Origin of the sequence: Agarivorans sp. TSD2052 (assembly GCF_023238625.1) — a bacterium.
Taxonomy (GTDB): Bacteria; Pseudomonadota; Gammaproteobacteria; order Enterobacterales; family Celerinatantimonadaceae; genus Agarivorans.
The window spans coordinates 563,048-584,319 of record NZ_CP096670.1 but is presented as its reverse complement, the minus strand read 5'-3'; the positions used below and the strand labels follow the sequence as shown (position 1 = coordinate 584,319).

Genomic DNA, 21,272 nt, shown 5'->3' with positions numbered 1-21,272 from the left:
TTGGAGCCAAATCAAGTAGAAGTTAAGCAATCAAACACCGGTAACTTGCAGGCTTTAGTCGTGCTAGGTATTACTGGTTTGGTTGCTTTGCTATTTTGGCCAGTCTTGTTAGATATATGGCGCTATAGTTTTGACGACGGCACCTACTCTCATGCCTTTCTCATTCCTTTGGTTGCATTATATGTGCTTTACGACTGCCGCCGGCAGTTACAATTCCGCCAGACCACTAGCCTTTGGCTAGTTTTGTTAGTGATATGTTTAGCTCTAGAATTGCTGTTTTATCTAAGCCAAATCAGCTTGCCGGTGCGTGCGCTGCTCCCTCTTGTATTATTGTTTAGCCTATTAAGCGCCTTTAAGCACAACAAAGGGTTGTATGTATATGCCTTGGTGATGCTATTTGCTACACCCATTTGGGGGATCTTATCTCCCCCCCTACAAAGCCTTTCTACCAACATGGTAGAAATGGTAATGGCCTATACACACGTGCCTAGTTATTTTGAGGGCAATGTCGTTTCCATTCCCTCTGGACGCTTCGAAATAGCCAATGGCTGCAGTGGATTGCGCTACTTTATTACGTCCTTGTTTCTATGTTTATTATACATTTACTTCAATATTCGTAGCCTCAAAAAAGCTGCCATCTTTTTTATCGTATGCATGCTAGGAGCATTACTGGTTAATTGGGTACGGATAATAACCATTATTTTAATTGGCCACGAAACCCAAATGCAAAGTGACATTATCTACGATCACAATAATTTGGGTTGGTATTTATATGTTCCCTATTTATTACTGGCTTTTTACATTGGGGGGAAGTTAGCCAATGATTCAATGCCGACTGCTGCCCTTCCCAAAACCTCTTCCCCGTCAGTTAAGCCTCTTGCGTACCTAGCGCTTGCGCTGTTGGCATTTTCGCCCAGTTTAATTGATTGGCCAGTGGTAGATGCCAATAAGTTAAATACTCATCAGCAAAGCCCTGCTAGCCCCTACCATAGCTCATTGCAAGTAACTCAATTTCAGTCAGTTGAGCATCAAACTATCGTGGTTAACACTTTTGAGATCCATCAATGGGTCTATTTGTTTAGCGGGTTGGGTTTAGATAACAAGGCTTCATTCTATTTAAATGATGTTGTACCAGAAGATCTAAGAGTGGTAAGAAATGAAAAAAATAAAGCCATTAACTTTGTTTATTTTCACCCCTCCAGCAATCAAACCGCTTTGTTAGCCTACAGCTACGCTGGAGTAAACGGTATGGTAGCAAACAGAGCCGCATTAAGGGCCCAGCGCTTCTCAGAGGTGCTATCAGGGAAACGAAAAAGCGCAATTATAGCCGTCTCAGCGCTTTGTATTGACCAGAGTTGCAGCCAAGTTAAAACCTCGCTGGAACAGCACTTATCTCAATTTAGCGACTTCCAGTTATTGTTGCAGCATCCAGGTTAATGAACCATTACTGGCAAACCACCAATTAAATTTCCTCAATGGTTTTAAGCCCCATGCCGGCTTACTGGCTGCCGTTTTACCTTTCTTATCCATAGTACCATTACAGGTATTTAACAATTCCTGCGCGAGTAGCTCTAACAAAAACTCATCTTGGCCACCTTCGCGCTTCAAGTAAACAGCTTTATATACCATACCTGCCACATCACAAGCGTGTTGCCGTTCTGTCCAGGAGTTTCTGTCTTGAAAAATAGATTCTTTAAAAAAGACTAAGTAATCAGGAATGTACAAAGTCTTCCCTTTAGAGTCGACCTTATACACACCTTGGTGTAGCAGCATTTCAGCAAAGTCTACGATTAACTCTGCCGCTTGCTGATCTTTAGTCATCCAAAAGTAACGCCACAATTGCTCTGCCACTAAGGCACTCATCCACGGCGAACACACCTGCTCTTTACTATTTTTTGCGGAGTGAGACTTAAGACTGTGTTTTAAGCATCCCCCCCGCCCTGGCATACTGACCCAAAGGTTATCTCGAATGCCCGCTAGCAGCAGCTCAAGACGCTTATAAGCTTGCTCTGAACCGTCTAACTCCCAATGGTTTAGCGCTAAACCTAAAGCCACAGATAAGTGTCGTTCAGTCCAAAAGCCTAAATTTGAGCTATATCTGGCTGGCCAACTGAGACCTTTAGCTGCAATTTCTTCTATGACTAATTTGGTAGATTGGTGTGGATAAAATAAGTAGTCAATCAACAGGCCTGCGCTCAACATATACTTGAGATCAGCGGAGCCTTTCAATGCAAAGTCACCATTTTTATCCAATTGACTAATAAAAAATTGCGCTTGTTGATGCGCCGTTGTTTTCCAGCGTCGGTCTGCCGTTTTAAAATACAATTGATAGAACGTGTAAGGCCGATCGTACAGCCAAGGTGCCGCACTATTACTGGGTAAAGTCGTTTTCTTAGCTGGATCTTTGGGTTTACTCAATTCGCCAATCAATACTTCGTCTGCGCTATAACTTGCATAACGCCAATAAGCGTTATCAAACCAGCCCCAATCAATATTGTTAGCGTTATATATAACAGGCGAGTAAAGCGCCATATTCAGCCATTCATCAGTAAATTCAGCTTCGACCAATAAAGGCTCTTCAATCGCTATTATACCTGAGGGTTTAGTTAAATTTTTTGCCCAGCGAATGGTCAACTCACCTGCATTGAGGCCAGTGACTTTAAAAAGTACTCCTCGGTAATACCTACTAGTGTTGGCTTGCGGCCACATAAGATGGGCATTTGCTGAAAAATCGAGAACTCTACCTGCTTGACTAAGCTCGAAACCGTGTTCTCTAGAGATAGTAAAATTTGGCACAGGCAGAACGAAGTAGCGATAAGAACTAGCGCCTTCAAAGGACTGAATAACCACCTCTAATTGTGACGGTTTGGCGACAGCATTGGTTGATAACAAAACACTAACCAGACAAAATATAGGAACTGATACTAATTGGGCTAAAACTCTACCAACAAACCGAGTCATTTCAATCATCCTTGCTTGTTACGTAAACAGAGCTACATTGCTCTCCTAGTTAAGTGCAAATAGTTGAATTCAGCAAGCCTGCGTTTTCAATTCCCTAGTTTGGAATTCAGCTCCATTATTTGCACCTTCAGTGAATCTACCGACTTATTTCCATCTACAGAGATACGCTTTAAGCTGTATGCACTTTGCTCGTCTAACTGTTTGTTAATACCGTTCATAAATGAAAAAGCCAAGCGATACCCAGTTTCTTTAGCGAGCATCTGAGTGACCTCAGTAAAGCTATCGGTACTGCCAACAGGATAAGCTAACATGCACACCGAGCTATTTAATTGATTTTCGATATAACGCCGAGACTCATCAAGCTCTTCGCGCTGTTGGTCGGGCTCTAAATGAGCCAATATTGGATGACTGCGAGTATGAGAGCCAATGGTCATGCCTGAAGCCGCCATTTCTTGTAACTGCTGCCAGTTAGCAAATAGGCTGAGGGAGTTTTGCAACGCAGGAGCCTTACAAATGGCCCTCAGTTGCACTAATTTTTGTTCCATTGTGTACTGTTGGTCAGCCTTAAAAGCAAACAGCATTTTACGAATATTTTGCTTTTCATTTTTACCCGATAGATCCACGGCATTTGCCCAATGTTCAAGCTTAAGTTGGCTGACTTTACTATGTTTAACTAACCAAGCGACTTCATCCCACCATGCTAAGCTCCCACCGTTAGTATATTCAGTAACAACAAAAAACATCGCACTTAAACCATGCTTTTTTAACAGTGGAAACGCCTGTTGATAGCTATCAATATAGCCATCGTCAAAGGTAATTAATGCATACGGCTTTGTAATCGCTTGTTGCGAATCTAACAGACTCAATAGTTGAGCTTCATTTAGCACATCGAACTGCTGCTTGTAGAAAAGTAAATGCTGTTCAAATTGCTCCGCTGTACAGCTAAAAACATTAGGATCAAAGTCACTAGAGCGAGCATCACCGATACGGTGATAATTAAAAACATAAATACCAGGCAATCGTTGCTGCCAACGTTTGTCTGAAATACTGCGTTTACCAAATATTAACTGCCTAATTTTGGCCTTATTCAGCATTAGCGCACTCGTCTAAGGTTTTATAGCTTGGAGCTTTTACTAGGTAGTCCCGGTACGCATGAGGGTTACCTGTTTCTCCGGCCTCTGCAGCTTTAGCCATATTATACATCTCTCGAGCCGATACATAATGCAACACGTAATCACGACCATCGTTGTACCTGCTCTCTAGATAACTACACATTTCATCAAACGGTTTACCTAGTAAGGTTGGCATGTCAGCCTCTTGGGTGCCATGAGTGTGGATTTTAATAAAGCGCCATTCTGGGCGTCCTTCCACGTGAATATTGGCGTTTACCCACAAATCTACGCGGTCTTTAGTTGGTGCCATGCTAGTTCGAATATCTGCGTTTTCTATTTGCGGAAAAATGCCTTTTTTACGCGCTTTCCAGTTCAAATCTAGTGGGCCGTTAATTAGCATTAAATCCCCCCAAGCTTGACCACCAACTTCGACCATTTTTCCTTTGTCATGTGACTTAGGTCCATGCGGGTCATCTTTTGCGTAATAAATAGCATTCACGGTAGCTGGTTGTGTCACACTCGGCGCAGAAGGGAAGGTATAGTCAACAAAACAACCGGTTTCTCTTAAAACGATAAGCTCATCATTTACTCCACATAATTTGCCATCAGGGTGAGAGTTATCGAGAGTCCAGTTACCATGAATAAAGGCATACTGCAGTTTTCCGGTTTCTTCACTACGCACGAACGCACCGTGTTTTTCATGTAATAACTCGGTAAAACCTTCAAGCGTTTTGCGAAGGTTAGCACTAGTATCATCATCATGATGCAAGTGAATCTCTATTTCACCAAAGCCACGAGCACACAAATCAGCAACTTTAGCTAAATGCTCGAAACGGTACTCTTCTTCTGGGTAAAAAAAGGAGTGCTTTGGAAAACAACCATCAGCGTCTTGGTGTTTACCCGCCACTTCAGGGTATTCATTAAACCAACGATCTACTCTTGAGCGCTCTTGATCCAAACTAATGTTTTTCCCCCACTGCGGCTCATAATGATCAACAAAACAAAATAAAATGTGGGTGGGGCCATCAATTTTTACGCGAGGCCTAAACTTTTGCTTAAGATAATGAGGCAACCACAGATGCATCTGTTTTTTGCGAATGATAAGAGCGACCGCTGCAGTGCCAGCTAGCAGTAACAATAGTAAAATGAAAAAGATTATCACCTTGACGTCCTTTGCCATGTGCCTTGCACATTTTTAAATAAGAATGAGTAAAAGCCTTTGAGTAACGCTAAGTTCATCGAAACAAAAAAAGTTAAAAAGGCAATACTTCCGGGTAAGCTTTTACCTTGCTTACTGCGGCTATTACCCCAAGCCGCGATGAGGTAACCCGCTACCTGCAAAGCCAGTAAAGCGCCATACCAAGCGTGCCCAACTAACATAAGGTTGGAAAACAAGGCAATCAGCATTAAGTGAGGAGTAAACCAACGCAGTACCTTATGGCTAATATAAGAAAAACAACGCGCACCCAACAAAGGGTTTAAAGCCCATAAACAACGCGTAAAAGCTTGATAGTTTCCGGTACCAATGCGCACTCGGCGCTTCTCTTCCTCATGTAATGAAGGAGCAACCTCCTCGTAAGCTACTGCGTTAGGTTCATACAACACCTTTTTGCCCGCCTTAGATACATTCATTACAATCATGAAATCATCCACTATCGTATTGGCCGGTAAAGCTTGATAAAGTGGTTTAGCTATCGCGTAAATCGCGCCGTTCGCCCCCAACAAGGCGCCTAGACGTGACTCATGAAATTTCAACATTTGCTCATAACGCCAGTAAATACCGTCTTTATTATCTTCCGATTCTGAATCGACTAAATGCAACTCTCCGCATACAGCACCAATATCATCGCTATCAAAATGACGAACTAGGTTTTCAATTACGTCGGCTTCAAAATGAGTATTGGCATCAGACATAACCAAAATAGAATCTGCAGCTATCTCGACCAAATCATTCAATACGTTGATCTTGCCGCGATTTTGTTCGAAAACATGGGCCTTAACATGGCTCGCCTTCACCGCATTTAAGATGTCAGCGGTAGCATCTGTACTACCATCAGAGCCAATATGGATGTTTAACTTATCTTTGGGATAATTAAGCTGCAAAAGATTATCGATGCGCTGTTGTAAACATTGCTCTTCGTTGTAGGCGGCAATAATGATTGATACTGAAGGCCAGGTCTCCGGCTGATTAGAACGTCGCTCGTGACGGCGCCAAACATAGCGAGTATCACGTATTGCCTGCTTTATACCGCTCATCATCAACAATACAATCGGATATAAAGCATAACTATAAATAATTAGGCCTACCGCTATCCAAAATAGTAGTTCCATTATTGCTCTGCCTTCTCTGCAGCCCGATGGTAAGGCTTAGCTGGAATACCCAACATAGTCATCCCTTCTTCTGCGTTTTTAGTTAATACCGCATTAGCACCAATTTTCACCTTGTCAGCCACGGTTAAACCACCAATAATTTTCGCGCCAGCCCCTACAAAAATCTCAGAGCCCAAGCGCGGAGATTTGCCTTTTTCATCGCCAATCACCACCCCACTTTCTAAAGTGATATTAGCGTCACCTTTTACTTTGGAATTAATCACAATTCCTACTGGGTGCATAATCACAAAGCCTGGGCCAAACTCTGCTCCACTACCAATAACACAGCCATTAAGAAACTTGTTAAACCATTGAAAAAAATAAGCAAGTAAACCCAAGTTATGGGTCGCACACCAACGCATACAACGATAAATAATGTTGGCACTTGAGCCATCGGCCATCACAATCCGCAACATACTTACCGCTGCACCATCCTGTTTAAAGATTTCTTGTTTACGACGAAAATCAGCCTTGAGTTGTTCCATCATTTCACCAACGTTAATAATTGTTCCGCGTTATGACGCCACTGTCTTTCGCGTTCGATATATGCCCGTGCCTGCTTACCCACGTGCTGCTGTTGCTCTGGCTGAGCAGACAAACTCAATACCCGTTCCACACAAGCTTCACGATCATTAGCTTTAAACAGCCAACTGGTTTCACCGTCTGCAACCACTTCTTCAATAGGCGTAAAATCAGGCGCGACCATACCTTTTCCCATCGCCATAAATTCAAATAATTTCATTGGCGAACCGTAATCGTTAGAGTCGGGCAAAATACCAAAGTCCATCGCTGACAGGTAAGTCGGCACTTGATCATGAGCCACCCGACCCGGCATGATAATTTGCGCACCTGCTCCTGCACTTTCAATCCGTTGCTTAATGCTTTGATAGCAAACACCGTCACCCACCAGCAACAATACGATATTAGGGTAATCCTTCAGCCGTTCAGCAATGAGGTCTACAAACCAGTCGATACCATGCCAATGGACAAAAGCCCCTACATAACCCACCACCACTTTGTCTTCAACTTTCAGTTTTTCTCTGAGTGCTTGGGCGGCCGGCTTATCAATGACAAACTGGTCTAGATCTGCAGCATTTGGCGAGATAACCGAAGCCGCGATATTTGGATAAGCGTCTTGGGCAACTTGCTGAAAACGACTAGAGATAAATACCAAGCCAGTGGCATTGCTAAATATCCACTGTTCTACGGACTTAGCAAAACGTTGAAAGAACAATTCCCGCACTCGATGCACTAAACACGAGTCATTAATCTCTAACACAATCGGAACATTGTGCCGTTTGGCCCACCAAACGCTAGCAAACATAAAAAGAGAATAGCGTTCGTAAATAAGCGCTATATTCTGTTGCTTCACCGCCTTGCGTAAACGCCACCAAGCCAACACGTTAAAAGCGAGTTCAAACAACTCAAAGACAAACTCAGGGGTATATTTAGTTAACTCAGCTAAGCGAGAGAACAGGCTCTTTTTAGCCGGTTTTTTTGAAGCTGATTGTTGCTCGGGTTGAGCTGCCGAAGCAGTCAGCTCTTCTTCAGGATCTGCCCCAGGTAACGATAAAATACTGACTTTATGGCCCAAATCACGCAGGCCTTTAACCACACCACGAATATGCACACCTTCAGCACCTCTGCCACGAGTTCGGTGGTGGAATAGAATATTCATTTACGTTAGCTCTCCAATGCTTTAAGTTCAAAACCCTGCGCTTGCCACTGCGGAATCAGAACCGCTAAAGCTTCAATACACAAGTCATTGTCATCGTGAAAAAGAATAATATCGCCCGCTTTAACAGGCTGATCGTTGAAACGCTTAATTAAGGTCTCTGTTGGGTCTTTTTGGTAATCGAGGGAGTCACGACTCCAATGCACAGCGGTTATGCCACGGCGAATCAAATAAACCAATAATGGCCAATCCCAACGCCCTTGCGGAGAACGAAACAAACGACAGTTTTGGTTAGTCAATTGCTTAATCGCATGATTGGTTAATTCAATTTGTTGGTTGCGTTCGGTGATAGCTATTTGATCAAATCGAGGATGATTATACGAATGGTTGGCAAGCACATGCCCCTCTTGAACGATTTGCGTAGTTAAATCAACGAACTTCTCTGCTCGAGCGCCTAATACGAAAAACGTCGCCTTGGCGTTGTATTTAGCCAACAACGCCAATAATGAGGTGGTAAATTCTGGGTAAGGTCCGTCATCGAAGGTTAGATATAAAGCTGCCTTTGGCGAGCTTTTTTTTATCAAAAACCAACGATCTGGAAGGACCTTATCGCGTATAAGATATTTGATCTTATTTAACATTAACTACAAATCCGTTTGCGCCAATCATTTCGGGTTAAAACCAGCCGCTGAGTGTAACAAAATACCAGCTTAGCCCCAGCAATTCATTAACTTATCTATTTTAAGCTTCGCCATTTTTCAACATACTTAAAAACTGCTGCTGATTAGTTTGCCAAGAAAACTGACTAGCGTGCTGCTTAATGGTTTGCTTGTCCCATTTCCTAGCCAATATTTGTTGCAAGCCTTGCGCAACGGCTATGCTATCTTGCGGCGGAATCAATACGCCACAGCAGGCCTCATCAACTACCTCAGGAATACCACCAACAGACGTTGCCAGCACAGGTGTGCCACAAGCCATTGCTTCTAGCACTACGTTCGGCACTCCTTCAGCATAGCTGGGTAATGCCAGTAAATCAGCATGAGCAACCCAAGCGGGTAATAAAGCATGCTCAACTGAGCCCAGAAAATGGACCCGTTTAGCCAAGTCATCTGCGTCAGCTTGCTGCTCAATGATTCTTTTCATTGCTCCGGTACCAGCGTAAACCAACTGCAATGCGGGTTGTTCGCTAGCAATTTGAGCGAAGCCTTGGTATAGCTCCAACACGCCCTTATCCGCTTTCAAATTACCGACATAAAGTACATAGTTTTGACGAAAAGGGCGTGCTGTCACACCACCAAACTTTTGGTGATCAACACCGTTATAGATCACCGAAATTTTGGCATGTTCAATTCCTAAGCCGACCATTTCCTTCGCTAACGCTTGTGATACCGATAAAATGCCTAGCGCACTCACACTGGCTTTTTTGATTTGTTTGGCGCGAGCAGGATCCTTGGCTAATAGATTAATGTCACTACCATGTACCTTAAAGAAAAACCGAGCGCCAAGTAACTTCGCTAACCAACTCGAGGCCACCGCTTCAGGAAACGCCCAACTGGCCATCAAAATTTTTGGTCGTTTACGCCTTAACCAAAAGCCACTATGCAGCAACAACGATAAAAACATCATAAGGCTGTAAAAGCGACGCGCTAACTTAGGTGTATAAAAATAAGGTACATAACGCAGCGTTTCGGTTTGGCGAATCTGTTTACGATGCTTGAACCACTCAAGAAACGCGACTGGAACCAAAATACTTAACTGATAACTAGATTTGAGTAACTCAAACTGCTGATGATTAAATTTGCCACGGTTTGGTTCCCAAGGCAGAGGGTACAAGTTGGTAATTATCACCATTTCAGGGTTAGACTTCACAAATGGTTACCCTATGTTTGCCGCTTACGGTTAAGGGGATATCATCCACCAGCTCAAAATTGAGGCCCAGCTCGCCGTGACTATATTTATTGATTTCTTGACTAATCATTTCTTTATCGGCTTCGCCAAACTGCTCATTGGCGACTATTTTCATGGTGATTTGATCAAGTTGCTGCTGAATAATTTGGAAGCGCGAGATCCCAGCAAACTCTTTGAACAAATGAGGGAATAACTCTCCAGGTATACTGCCGCCAGACGGCGTTTTAATGATATCAAGTTTTCTACCATCTATGCTGGACATAATTGGCAAAGGATTTCCACAGCTGCAAGCCTGCTCCACCAAAGTAGCTCTATCTCCGTTAACGTAACGAATCAAGGGCATACCGTAGTTATACAAATCAGTCACCAATAAATCACCGCTGCTTCCTGTAAGCGCATTGCCTCTATCATCAATAGTTTCAACAACTAAATGATCAATATTGATGTGCAACTGACGGTGTTCTTGGCAATCTGCCGCCATTAACATGAATTCTCTGCAGCCAAAGGTATTATAAACCGGAGCATTAAAGGCTCGTTCTATTTCTTCGCGCTGAAAATCATGTAAAGGCTCAGCACCCGTTAAAATAGTTTTTGGCCGCCATACCTTAATTTTGTTGTCATTAATAAATCGCGCCAACTCAAATAAAGGATTGACATAAGACACCACCGCCGTCGGCTGGTAGCCATTAATATCATCAACATATTGCTGCTTATTGCTATTGTTCATAGCAAAAGAATTAAGCATTTTTCGGTTATAGAAGCCATGGTAGAGCGCATTTTTGATGACTTTAAAACGCGACGGCTGGCCTAAATCGGCTCCCCATAGATATAAGGTTTTTTGCCCTAATCCAGCGCCCAACCAGCCATAACCACGCCACATCACCGCTTCTCGACGAGTATTACTGTTAAGGTCTAATTCAAAATGAAATGGTTGCCCCGTCGAGCCGCCTGTTGATTTACGAATATTATTGGGGTGCTTAACCGAGACAAACTCTGCGTAGTACTGTTTAATGTCGTTTTTTGTCACAATAGGCAGTTGCTGAAAGTCACTTAAATTAGCGATATCACGAACATCAGAGATCCCCGCTTCAGCCCAAACTCGTGGGTAATATTGAGTATTTTGGAAGGCGTGAGTTAACAGTTTTTGCAACTCTAGCCATTGATGTGCCAACAATTGCTCTTTTGACCAACTTAAGCGTTGTTCGTATGCGCCTAAGTGTTTTAATAACTCTTTGCCTTTAACTGCCTCGTAGCCGGGCATTAAGACCTTACGTAAAAAAGATGGGTAAATGGCCATCAGTGGCTTCCATGTCCGTATGATAATTAAATAGCGAGAAACTGCAGAGTAAGGAATAAAAGCATCTTTGCTTTCAATCAATAGCTGCTTGCCAGTATGACAACAAGCCTAACATCTAAGCGGGCGACAAGCATCTTTTAGCCTGTTTGAACACTTGTAATAAATCGATACCCTAATCCCCCATTTTACCGCTAAATTGATCCAAATATAAACGCTAAGCTAACTACTAATTTCACTTAAGATACGTTAGCCTAAGCATCATTAGATGATAAACTCGTGTTAAGGAAAACGCTGTATGGACATCGGTCCAGTTTCAATTGTCCCTAAAGAGGGAGCGATTGTTTATCAGGTTAACTTTGATCTTAAAGGTCAAGCACAGCAATTATGGTTTGAAATCAGCCACTCTGCCAACTTAAGCGTCTCCAATAGCGCTGACACTGCTTTAGTTTCTCTGCTGCTCCCCGCAATGTTAGCCAACGAAAGCATCCATGTCTCAGGCAGCGTTTCAGAGCAGCTATTGTTCAACCTTAATAACGCTTACCAAACGCTGGTTATTCAACAAATCCCTAAACTACAGCGCATTACTATTACAGCAGACCACTGCTGTAATAAATCAAACTCGGCAACGGGGGTGATTTCAGGCTTCTCCGCGGGGGTCGATTCTTTCTGTACGATTACCGACTACTTCGCAGACTCCACACCGTCAGCGCTAAAAATAAGCCATTTATTGTATAACAATGTGGGTTCACACGGTTTAGGTAAAGAGCGTTTGTTTAGAGAACGTTACGAACAATTGAAGCACTCTGCTAGCACTTGGAAACTGCCATTCATTATGGTGAACTCTAATATGAATGACTTTTACAAGCGGGCGCTAGATTTCCAGCTGACTCATACCATTCGAAATGCTGCAATTCCGCTTTTATTTCAAAAACATATTGGCCACTTTCTTTATTCATCCGCCTACAGCTATCAAGATCTCTATGTCGGCTCAAGTTATGACATGGCCTATAGTGACGTATTTAGTTTACCCCTACTGTCAACCGAATCTTTGCAAAGCCACTCAGTAGGGAGTGAATATTCGAGAGTAGAGAAAACCTTAAGAATAAGTTATAACTCACACTCTTTTAAAGTATTAGATGTGTGCGTAAAAGGCGATCTGGCACAAAACTGCTCACACTGTGAAAAGTGTTTACGTACACTATTAACACTTGATATTGCAGATAAGCTCAGCCTATACCAAGACAGTTTTGATATGGCTGTATACCAGCAACACAAAGATCAGTTTATTGCAGACATGCTCATCAGCAAGGACCCTCTATTAAAAGAAATTGTGCTATGGGCTAAGCAGCAACGGTATTATTTTTCTTTTAAGCATTATTTATTAGCAGCTTTTTTATATTTGAAAGGCACTCCAAACATAGCCTTAAAAAATGCAAAAAAACCAGTGAAATTTGTTTTGGCACGCTTAGGTTTATACCATCCCAAGCAATACCACTAAACCTACCTAAGCGAGCAACAAGCTGCATCATGACTAAAAATGCTAATTTAAAAAGCCAAGTTTTATCATCTTTAAAATGGGTAGCGATGGGAAAAATTGTAACCCAACTACTACGCTGGGCAATGACCTTCTGGGTTATCCGCTTACTAAGCCCCGATGATTATGGCGTAGTGGCTATGTCAGACGTGCTCTTTGGTTTTTTAAACCTGTTATTGGGTTCTTTGTTTGCGTCATCAATCATTCAGGAAAAAAACTTAAGTAAGCAAAGCCTCAAGCAGCTATTTGGCGCGATTATTCTTAGCCACCTCGGCTTTTTTGCCCTTCAGTACTCTTTAGCAGATGTCGCAGGCAGTTACTATCAATCAGAAATGGTCAGTAGCATTCTTAAGGTAAACGCTTGGTGTTTCATTATCTTGGCGCTTGAGGTTATCCCGGCAGCCTTGCTCGCAAAAAATATGGAGTTTAAACGGGTATCCATTATTGCCGCTATCTCTAATATAGTGGCCGCAATATTAACCCTAGTAATGGCCTACATGGGTTATGGCTTTTGGTCGCTGGTTATTGGCGAAATCATTTTTATTGGTCTTCGCGCATCATTAACCTTTGCTGCAAAACCCATCAATTTTTTGCCTAGCTTTAAAATAAGTGATATCACCGCCATGCTAAAGTTTGGCGGCATGTTATCGATACAATCGGTATTGTTCTATGTATTTATGCATATGGACGTAGCGATTGCCGGTCGTATAATGACTCCCACTGAAGTGGGGCTATACGCCATTGGCCTACAAGTAGCTTTAATGCCGCAGAAAAAAATTATGCCCCTATTAAGGCAAGTGGCATTTCCTGCATTTTCACAAATTCAAGACCAACCAGAGCTGATAGCAAAGTACGTCTTAAAAGCGCAACGTTTATGTATTAGTTTAACCTTACCTATTTTTTGGGGTTTGGCTTCGGTAACCGATCTCGTCATTCCATTATTACTTGGTGATAAATGGCTAGGAGCAATCATTCCCACCACCATTATGTTAATGGTAATGCCTTTAAGATTTAGTGAAGAGCTGTTCAACCCTGCCCTAAAGAGCCTTAAAAAAGTCAATCACATGCTAATAAATCTGTGCTTCATGGTCGTAATCATGCTGATCAGTATATCTGTCGCGGCACAGTACGGAGCGACAGGTTTAGCCTTAGCTTGGCTATGTGGCTTTCCCTTAGCTTATTTGATCGTAGCATGGCGAAATAGCCGTGCTTTAGCGACTCAATTTAGCCAGTTTGTAAAATTACTGATCGCTCCGATGCTGGCTGGCGCTGCCATGTTTGCCGTGGTATTCGCGTCAAAAACTATGTTAGACCTAAATACAACTCTCCAGTTAGTGATGCAAATTACACTGGGGGGCATAACTTATGTCGGCCTCATGCTGTTGTTAGACCGACAGTCGATTAAGGAAATGCTATTGATGCTTAAGAGAAGCCAATAAGGTGCGTCTACGCTGTCGGCATTTGTCATTTAAGCAGGCTTAATTGAATTCAACATGCCTTTTACGAGAGCTTTAATCATTAACCAAATGGTAGCCGTACTGAACTTCAACAACAATGAGCGAGAAAGCACTTTAAAGGCTGGATAAGCTTGTTGATTCCACAACAAGTCTTTACCCCAGTCAAAGAAAATCTTGGCCTTAACTTTACCAACTAAGCTGCGCCACTGCTCAATCTCTGCTTGGCGTGCAAGAAAAGCGTCAACAACATCGAGGTTATCTTGATAGGAAGACAACAAACTGCCTAAACTACCTTCGATGTCAGCCTTCCAGACTAAACTTTTTTGCACTTGGCCAATGACACCTTGTTCCGCGACACGCAAGTACAAATCAATATCTTCAGCAGTCTTTAAGCTTTCATCAAACCCCCCAACCTTAGCGAGTATTTCTCGTCGAACCATAAATGACGATGTAACCAAGTAGGGATGCAGGAACACTTGCTGTAAGCTTTTCCCGACTAAGGTCGCTGATATCCTTTCATCTTGAACGTTACGCTCTTCATCGGCCTTGTATGAAGTTTCGGTATAACAAGCCACCCAATTAGGATTTTTTTGCATCGCATCAACTTGTAATGCTAGTTTTTGCGTTCGCCATAGGTCATCGGAATCTAAAAAGGCAATAAAATCACCCGTAGCCGCTTTAATCCCGGTATTTCGAGCTTTCGATGCGCCACCATTTGCTTGCGTGATTAAAGTGATGTCGTCGGCGTATTGTTCTAACACCTCTAGAGTATGATCCTTCGAACCGTCATCAACCACGATAATCTGGTAATCACTAAACCCTTGATTAAGTATCGAATCAATCGCCTTACCGATAAATGCAGCCGCGTTATAAGCTGGCATAATGATACTGACTGTACTGGTCATAATTTACCACTCCCCACTTTTGCTAAGCTATTGCTGTAATACATCGAGGCATTGATTAAGGCGAACAATTAGTTTGTTTTGGATGAGCTCACTACTCAGTTCACCCTGGGCATTACTAGCGATAGCACTGAGGCTCCTACAGACCTCAGAGCGAGTTTGCTCACTCGAATTCCGCGGTTTAGGTTTGTACCAGTTTTTGCCTAAGCCTGCACTTTGCAATTGACGCTTTATTTCGTCTTTAATCGAGTTAACCGTGCTGATTGGCTGACAATAAAAATAATTAGGTACCTTTTCAGGCTTATATCGCATATCAACGGTAGAGAGCCAGTCTTGCCACTTCACTTGGTTAACATGAGCACCCAAAATCACCGCTTTCCAGGGTAAGCGCAAAGCATCAGCAACAATCGCCCCGTGCATTGCTTCAGTGAGCATAAATTTACATTGCGCCATTTCAGCAAAGACTTTGTCGACCGACCATTCTGGAGAAATAAATCGGAAACCACAGGCTTCAGCGATGTTTTGCCAATCAGCACTGCGACAACTTAAATAGTGGGGCATAAAGCCAATATCACCATCAGCTTTATAGTTAGGCTCCATTACATTTCTCAATAAAAGAGCAGAGTCAGTGACGGCCGTACTGGGGTCCAAATTCAGTGCTTTGGCACTGTAAGGCCCTCTAACCGCATGTACTTTCCAGTGCTCGGTGACGTTGGGTAACTGACCATAACCGACACCAGAGCCAACAATATGTAAGGTTTTATTACTAGGTAAACGATGATTAAGTAATGTGCCGATACCCACCAATTGCTCAGAGGGATCATCATTAAAAAAGTCTGGCAGTAATTGCGGCCACAACCAAGGGTTTAAATCATCCCCAAAATTGCCCACTTCATCCTTGTAGTAAAATAATTGCATTTTTAACCTAGTTAATCCTTTGTTATACAGCCCCATTTAACAGAGCTATTTACCTATTTAGAGCTTATAAGCCAACTTTTAACGTCATATACACGGCAACAATAATCGCCCAACTATACCCCATACATCGCCACACCATTTTTGCAGAAAACAATTCCACTAAATTCGGGCGAAGCTTCATCAAGCGAAGATGACTCGCCGTTTGCATCCCCATAAAAATAAACATCAATAAAGTAAACTGACGACTCAAGAAGAAAGCGGTGACCATAAAGCCGACCATAGAGTAGAACAGCGTTTTATTAAGGCTAGCTTCCTCTTGGTATTGTGTAGAGGTGTCTTCAGACACCTCTAAATCCGCAGGGTCTTCTTCATTGGGGAATCGGTTATAGCGTTTCAAAATGGCATAACCCACCAGCATATTAAGCACCAGAGCTCCGCCCCAAAAACTATACCCCGGTATACCCAGTTCGGCGGCAACATGCACGTAAGAATTGTGAGCGACTTTGCCATGCTCATCGATAAAATTACTCATGCCCACACCAAACATGGGATTATGAATAAGCATTTGAATTCCATCGTACCAAGCGTCGAGGCGACCTGCTGCTGAGGACTCAGAGGAAGATAAGCCGCCAAAAGAGGCCAGCAATGTTGCCGCAATCGGCGCACTTAAAGAAATGAACAACACTAAGCGAGCACCTGCATTGCTAATCAAGAAATAAATACCGATAACCGCCACTGAACCCAATAGTGTGCCCCTAGAGCCAGTCATATACACGCCATACCCAAAGGCCACGAGAATCGCTAACATTGCGATTTTTACAATAGCCCCACCCCGGCCATAGAAATAAGCGACAAATGGCATATTCATCACTAAAAACATACCTAAGTCGTTAGGATCACTAAAGAAGCCAAGGTAAGTGATTCGCATTTCTTCTCGACCGACAGTGATACTATTACCAATTCCGATGCCATATTTACCGTTAAATGAGGCTTGCTGAATGTGACCGTTGTAAACCATGATTAATGCTGCAGCGATACATATCAGCATTAACATACGCTGTCTATTTGGCGAAGTAATCAAAGCACTATAGAGGAAGAACGGAATGATTGAACTGACGAATAAGCGTTGCGCCTGTATGACTCCGCCACCGCCCCAGCCATTCAAAACGGCCGAAACCATAATCAATGGAACCAAGCCAAGTAACAGAAAATGCTGAGCATGTAGTTTTATCGGCCTTAACGTCAACAAAGTAAAAGTAAAAGAGAGGATCGCAAAAACCTTAACGACTATGTATTCGGAAGTAGCAATGGAAAATTCATGCGGGCGAATAAGCACAGCGATGGAGTACAAGCAAAGAAAAAAGAAGGCTAAAGGCGCTGTTTTCTCTTTTACAGGAAACTGTATTCTTCCAGCAGGGTTACCTTTAACTCCTAAAGGATTTTGTTGACGAGTTTGAATAGTCTTGTCCTCCAAGGAGATTTAATTAAAGAAAAATTGGCCATTGCGCTTTCATCACATGAGAATTTGGCCTTATAACTCGCTGATTGAGCCCCCATCATAAAATCATAGCGCGTAACCGGATTGTTAATAATGCTCCAGACATGCAAAGCAAAGCCAGGCGAATAGCGAGAGTAAGTGTGTTCATCCCAACCAGATTGATAAAAGTACAAATTATTTTGGTCTAGTAAGTAGTAATTTAGCGCTATTGCTTTACCTGCAATGAAGACCCCGCTCATTGCAACATTTTCCGGGCACCCCTGAGCAAACTGTTCATGGAAAGCAATAAAACGAGAGTCTGCAAAGGCCCCTGCTTTGCCTTTCTGTTTCCACCTAATTTGGTGAAAAGCAATTAATGCTGACCACTGCAGGTTAATCTCATCGCTGTTAAGCCATTTAAACTCTGCATTTTGCTGCTTTAACGCCTTATCAGCTCGTCGCCATTGTGAACGCCCGTTGCGGCTAAGTTGATTGATTGACCACCCCTCAGAGCCCAACGAGTAGCCTCTAGCGCTATTCACAATCAGCTTTGGCTGACTAGCTAAAATCTCATACAACAAACTGCTTTGTTTCAAGGCTCGGCAATAAAACACATCCACCTTAAGCTGTGTGAACCATGCTAATATTACCGGCTGAGCGATGCCCTTATACAAAGGATCAACTAAAATATCGGGATACTCAGATGCCAGTTCAGCACGCTCTTCTTCTCCTTGAGCCAACACTGATAGACGCTGTAATTTTAGCCCGCGCCCTTCCACTTGAGAGTAGAATGGAGCCAGAGCAACTAAGGTCTCACCATCAAATCCAGCTAAACAGCTCAAACAACATCCTGAATGCCAAAACTGTTCAGCCCACTGCTTCACCCAACGACATTGGCTAAACAAACTCGCGCTGCACGTTAATGCTAATTGGTCCCATTGTTGTTCTAAAGAAAACAACTCATCCAAGGTTTCCAAGGTTTGCCAACGTATCTTAGCAGCGCTCATCATTGGCTAACTCGCACAGCAATGTCCGAGCCCTTAAAAAGGCATAACGAGCTAAATAATAAAGACAAAAACCAGCGAATATTTTGCCGCTGGTTTATTACTTGGGTCGCTCTTTCATTCCTTGAAAGGGTCATAGTACTGCTTCAACTCTTTACGCTGTCATAGTCTGTAAGCCAACAGCACCAATCTAATCAAATTTTAGAGGCTAGACTGATTAATGTACCAAGGCATCGCAAGTGCTAAACCCTGACCAATAGTAAATTCTGGCGCATATCCGAGTAGTTGATTAGCTTTGCTTATATCGGCTCTTGAATGCCTTACATCTCCGGCTCTAAAATCTCGATACTCTGGCTTAGCTTCTCGTTCAACACCATGTTTAGCTAGATTGTCACGAAGAAGGTCGTACAACTGCGTTAAGCTAGTTTGGTCGTTTAGCGCGACATTAAAGACTTCACTGCTGGCTAGATCGGCGGTTGCCGCCAAAATATTCATTTGCACAACATTATCGATAAAGCAAAAGTCTCGACTAGTTTCACCATCACCATTGATGAAAACCTGTTCTTCATCAATCAAAGCCGCGGTCCATTTGGGGATAACGGCCGCATAGGCCCCATTAGGATCTTGGCGTGGACCAAACACATTAAAATAACGTAAGCCAATAGAGGGAAAGCCGTAACTACGTTCAAACACCGAGCTATAAAGCTCATTGACATATTTAGTTACTGCATAAGGCGACAACGGGTTACCAATAACACCCTCTACTTTGGGTAAATCAGGATGATCGCCATAAGTAGAACTAGAGGCAGCATAAACAAACGCCGAAACTTGCAGCTCTTTGGCCGCCACCAGCATGTTTAAATACCCTGAAATATTCACTTCATTAGTCGTAATAGGGTCATTAATAGAACGGGGTACTGAGCCCAAAGCCGCTTGATGAAGAACATAATCAGCACCAGAGACAAATTGTTTACACGTATCTAGGTTACGAATATCCCCTTCGATAAACTGAAATTGCTGCCATTGCTGTTCTGTCACTAAACTCTTTACTTCATCGAGGTTGTGTTGATGACCTGTGGCAAAGTTATCGAGACCAATCACTTTCTGATTGAGCTTTAGCAAGGCTTCTAAAAGGTTAGAGCCAATAAAGCCAGCAACCCCTGAAATCGCCCATACCTTTGGCTGTGCCTGCAACTGCTCACAGACTTGTTTAAAACGAGTCACTATTAAACTCCTATTTACAAGCGAAGGTCGCTAGCGTCAGCTGGCAGTAGGTATTTAAGATCATAAAGCACATGTTCAGACTTACCAAACGCACGGATATCTTCCACCGGCATGTCTTTAAACTGTTGATGCGCTACTGCAAGAATAATCGCGTCATAACTATCAGCCTGAGGGGATTCAACAAGGTCAATACCATACTCATCGTGACACTCTTGCTTATCCGCCCATGGATCATAGGTGTCAACTTGCACACCATAATCGGCAAACTCATGCACAATATCGATAACCTTGGTATTACGAATATCTGGACAGTTTTCTTTAAAGGTTAAGCCCAAGATAAGTATCTTACTGTTCACCACAGAAATATTGCGCTTAACCATCGCTTTAATACACTGTGATACCACGTAACGGCCCATATTATCGTTGATACGACGCCCCGCTAAAATTACTTCAGGGCGATAGCCGATCGATTCCGCTTTATGAGTGAGGTAGTATGGATCAACACCGATACAGTGGCCACCAACCAAACCAGGGCGGAAAGGTAAGAAGTTCCACTTGGTACCGGCAGCCTCCAATACGGCTTCAGTATCTATATCTAAGCGATTAAAAATAAGAGCCAATTCATTGATTAAGGCAATGTTTACATCACGCTGAGTGTTTTCAATCACTTTCGCAGCTTCAGCAACCTTGATGCTAGTGGCTTTATGAGTCCCCACCACAACAATCTCGCCGTAAAGATTATCAACGATAGTGGCTATTTCAGGTGTTGAGCCTGAAGTGATTTTTTTAATGGTAGAAACACGGTGAGTTTTATCGCCAGGGTTAATCCGCTCAGGACTATAGCCAACATAAAAGTCTTTATTGAATATTAGACCCGAATTTTTTTCCAGCACCGGAACACATTGTTCTTCTGTCGCACCTGGGTAAACAGTCGACTCATAGATAACAATATCGTTGGGCTTTAATACTTTAGCTACCGTTTCGCTAGCCCTAATCAATGGAGTAAGGTCTGGCTGCTTGTGCTCAGTAATCGGCGTAGGCACGGTAACGATGAATACGTTACATTTTGCTAGGTCTTCGATTTGGCAACTGTAAGACATATTTCCAGCAACTTCCTGTAATTCGTCTTTGCTTACTTCTTGTGTAAGATCAACACCTTGCTGTAGCTCGGACACGCGACCTTGGTTGATATCAAAACCCACTACGGTGCGCTTTTTAGCAAATTCGACAGCTAAAGGTAAGCCAACATAACCTAGGCCAATTACGGCAATACTCACGTCCATGTATATATCCATTTAATTTGAAAACAGTTTTCTAAGGCTAATTAAACCGCATATTGAAACAGAAAGTAAGAGCCTAAGTTCAGTTAGCCACAAATCACCCCACAAAGTAGGACATGAGGCTAATTAAGCTGTATGATTTTAAGGTGATAT

18 protein-coding genes are annotated in these 21,272 nt (G+C 42.8%); 3 read left to right on the top strand and 15 right to left on the bottom strand.

The window, feature by feature from the left end:
* Complete coding sequence (gene xrt, locus M0C34_RS02720; protein WP_248714123.1) at window positions 1-1,437, top strand: exosortase; 1,437 nt, start codon at window positions 1-3, stop codon at window positions 1,435-1,437.
* On the opposite strand, the gene M0C34_RS02715 is transcribed toward xrt, so the two are convergent.
* The 9 genes from M0C34_RS02715 to M0C34_RS02675 all read right to left on the bottom strand — a co-directional run bounded on the left by M0C34_RS02715 (window position 1,414) and on the right by M0C34_RS02675 (window position 11,323).
* The gene (locus M0C34_RS02715) at window positions 1,414-2,961 is read right to left on the bottom strand and encodes a hypothetical protein (protein WP_248714122.1); all 1,548 of its coding nucleotides are present in this window, start codon (window positions 2,959-2,961) and stop codon (window positions 1,414-1,416) included. The genes xrt and M0C34_RS02715 overlap by 24 nt on opposite strands.
* Window positions 2,962-3,047: 86 nt before the next feature.
* Window positions 3,048-4,055, bottom strand: a complete 1,008-nt coding sequence (locus tag M0C34_RS02710; protein ID WP_248714121.1) for a polysaccharide deacetylase family protein — start codon at window positions 4,053-4,055, stop codon at window positions 3,048-3,050.
* Window positions 4,045-5,235 (bottom strand): hypothetical protein, encoded by a 1,191-nt coding sequence (locus M0C34_RS02705; protein WP_248714120.1) that lies wholly within the window; start codon window positions 5,233-5,235, stop codon window positions 4,045-4,047. The genes M0C34_RS02710 and M0C34_RS02705 overlap by 11 nt, the downstream gene beginning before the upstream one ends.
* A complete protein-coding gene (locus tag M0C34_RS02700; protein WP_248714119.1) occupies window positions 5,232-6,404 on the bottom strand; it encodes a glycosyltransferase family 2 protein in 1,173 nt (390 codons plus the stop codon). The genes M0C34_RS02705 and M0C34_RS02700 overlap by 4 nt, the downstream gene beginning before the upstream one ends.
* A complete protein-coding gene (locus M0C34_RS02695; protein ID WP_248714118.1) occupies window positions 6,404-6,931 on the bottom strand; it encodes a serine O-acetyltransferase in 528 nt (175 codons plus the stop codon). Before M0C34_RS02695 ends, M0C34_RS02700 begins: the two co-directional genes overlap by 1 nt.
* Window positions 6,928-8,121, bottom strand: a complete 1,194-nt coding sequence (locus tag M0C34_RS02690) for a glycosyltransferase family 4 protein (RefSeq protein WP_248714117.1) — start codon at window positions 8,119-8,121, stop codon at window positions 6,928-6,930. The genes M0C34_RS02695 and M0C34_RS02690 overlap by 4 nt, the downstream gene beginning before the upstream one ends.
* A gap of 5 nt (window positions 8,122-8,126) precedes the next feature.
* Window positions 8,127-8,759: a polysaccharide deacetylase family protein gene (locus tag M0C34_RS02685; protein ID WP_248714116.1), complete on the bottom strand. Its 633-nt coding sequence runs from the start codon at window positions 8,757-8,759 to the stop codon at window positions 8,127-8,129.
* Between the two features lie 100 nt (window positions 8,760-8,859).
* Window positions 8,860-9,987, bottom strand: coding sequence for a glycosyltransferase (locus tag M0C34_RS02680; protein ID WP_248714115.1), 1,128 nt, complete (start codon window positions 9,985-9,987; stop codon window positions 8,860-8,862).
* Window positions 9,977-11,323 (bottom strand): phenylacetate--CoA ligase family protein, encoded by a 1,347-nt coding sequence (locus M0C34_RS02675; protein ID WP_248714114.1) that lies wholly within the window; start codon window positions 11,321-11,323, stop codon window positions 9,977-9,979. Before M0C34_RS02675 ends, M0C34_RS02680 begins: the two co-directional genes overlap by 11 nt.
* A gap of 295 nt (window positions 11,324-11,618) precedes the next feature.
* Between M0C34_RS02675 and M0C34_RS02670 the strand changes: the two genes are divergently transcribed.
* Together M0C34_RS02670 and M0C34_RS02665 are read left to right on the top strand one after the other, a co-directional pair.
* Complete coding sequence (locus M0C34_RS02670) at window positions 11,619-12,821, top strand: hypothetical protein (protein ID WP_248714113.1); 1,203 nt, start codon at window positions 11,619-11,621, stop codon at window positions 12,819-12,821.
* 86 nt (window positions 12,822-12,907) lie between these two features.
* Window positions 12,908-14,296: an oligosaccharide flippase family protein gene (locus M0C34_RS02665; RefSeq protein WP_248714112.1), complete on the top strand. Its 1,389-nt coding sequence runs from the start codon at window positions 12,908-12,910 to the stop codon at window positions 14,294-14,296.
* A gap of 29 nt (window positions 14,297-14,325) precedes the next feature.
* Here the strand turns inward: M0C34_RS02665 and M0C34_RS02660 are convergent, their stop codons facing one another.
* The 6 genes from M0C34_RS02660 to tviB form a co-directional block, all read right to left on the bottom strand.
* Entirely contained in the window at window positions 14,326-15,219 is an 894-nt protein-coding gene (locus M0C34_RS02660; protein ID WP_248714111.1) for a glycosyltransferase family 2 protein, read from the bottom strand.
* A 27-nt stretch (window positions 15,220-15,246) separates the two neighbouring features.
* Window positions 15,247-16,134, bottom strand: coding sequence for a polysaccharide pyruvyl transferase family protein (locus tag M0C34_RS02655; RefSeq protein ID WP_248714110.1), 888 nt, complete (start codon window positions 16,132-16,134; stop codon window positions 15,247-15,249).
* 64 nt (window positions 16,135-16,198) lie between these two features.
* Window positions 16,199-17,314 (bottom strand): O-antigen ligase family protein, encoded by a 1,116-nt coding sequence (locus M0C34_RS02650; RefSeq protein ID WP_248714109.1) that lies wholly within the window; start codon window positions 17,312-17,314, stop codon window positions 16,199-16,201.
* 251 nt (window positions 17,315-17,565) lie between these two features.
* Window positions 17,566-18,621 carry a GNAT family N-acetyltransferase gene (locus M0C34_RS02645; protein ID WP_248714108.1) on the bottom strand — a complete coding sequence of 352 codons (1,056 nt, stop codon included), beginning with the start codon at window positions 18,619-18,621 and terminating at the stop codon, window positions 17,566-17,568.
* A gap of 195 nt (window positions 18,622-18,816) precedes the next feature.
* Window positions 18,817-19,839 (bottom strand): SDR family oxidoreductase, encoded by a 1,023-nt coding sequence (locus tag M0C34_RS02640; protein WP_248714107.1) that lies wholly within the window; start codon window positions 19,837-19,839, stop codon window positions 18,817-18,819.
* A 14-nt stretch (window positions 19,840-19,853) separates the two neighbouring features.
* A complete protein-coding gene (tviB, locus tag M0C34_RS02635; protein WP_248714106.1) occupies window positions 19,854-21,122 on the bottom strand; it encodes a Vi polysaccharide biosynthesis UDP-N-acetylglucosamine C-6 dehydrogenase TviB in 1,269 nt (422 codons plus the stop codon).
* Window positions 21,123-21,272 lie beyond the last annotated feature (150 nt).

Coding starts and splice junctions, on each gene's coding strand:
- M0C34_RS02670 (WP_248714113.1), top strand. CDS start 11,619: ATGGACATCGGTCCAGTTTCAATTGTCCCTAAAGAGGGAGCGATTGTT.
- tviB (WP_248714106.1), bottom strand. CDS start 21,122: ATGGACGTGAGTATTGCCGTAATTGGCCTAGGTTATGTTGGCTTACCT.
- M0C34_RS02655 (WP_248714110.1), bottom strand. CDS start 16,134: ATGCAATTATTTTACTACAAGGATGAAGTGGGCAATTTTGGGGATGAT.
- M0C34_RS02660 (WP_248714111.1), bottom strand. CDS start 15,219: ATGACCAGTACAGTCAGTATCATTATGCCAGCTTATAACGCGGCTGCA.
- M0C34_RS02710 (WP_248714121.1), bottom strand. CDS start 4,055: ATGCTGAATAAGGCCAAAATTAGGCAGTTAATATTTGGTAAACGCAGT.
- M0C34_RS02700 (WP_248714119.1), bottom strand. CDS start 6,404: ATGGAACTACTATTTTGGATAGCGGTAGGCCTAATTATTTATAGTTAT.
- M0C34_RS02685 (WP_248714116.1), bottom strand. CDS start 8,759: ATGTTAAATAAGATCAAATATCTTATACGCGATAAGGTCCTTCCAGAT.
- M0C34_RS02645 (WP_248714108.1), bottom strand. CDS start 18,621: ATGATGAGCGCTGCTAAGATACGTTGGCAAACCTTGGAAACCTTGGAT.
- M0C34_RS02695 (WP_248714118.1), bottom strand. CDS start 6,931: ATGATGGAACAACTCAAGGCTGATTTTCGTCGTAAACAAGAAATCTTT.
- M0C34_RS02665 (WP_248714112.1), top strand. CDS start 12,908: ATGGGAAAAATTGTAACCCAACTACTACGCTGGGCAATGACCTTCTGG.
- M0C34_RS02675 (WP_248714114.1), bottom strand. CDS start 11,323: ATGGCCATTTACCCATCTTTTTTACGTAAGGTCTTAATGCCCGGCTAC.
- M0C34_RS02650 (WP_248714109.1), bottom strand. CDS start 17,314: ATGGTTTCGGCCGTTTTGAATGGCTGGGGCGGTGGCGGAGTCATACAG.
- M0C34_RS02715 (WP_248714122.1), bottom strand. CDS start 2,961: ATGACTCGGTTTGTTGGTAGAGTTTTAGCCCAATTAGTATCAGTTCCT.
- M0C34_RS02690 (WP_248714117.1), bottom strand. CDS start 8,121: ATGAATATTCTATTCCACCACCGAACTCGTGGCAGAGGTGCTGAAGGT.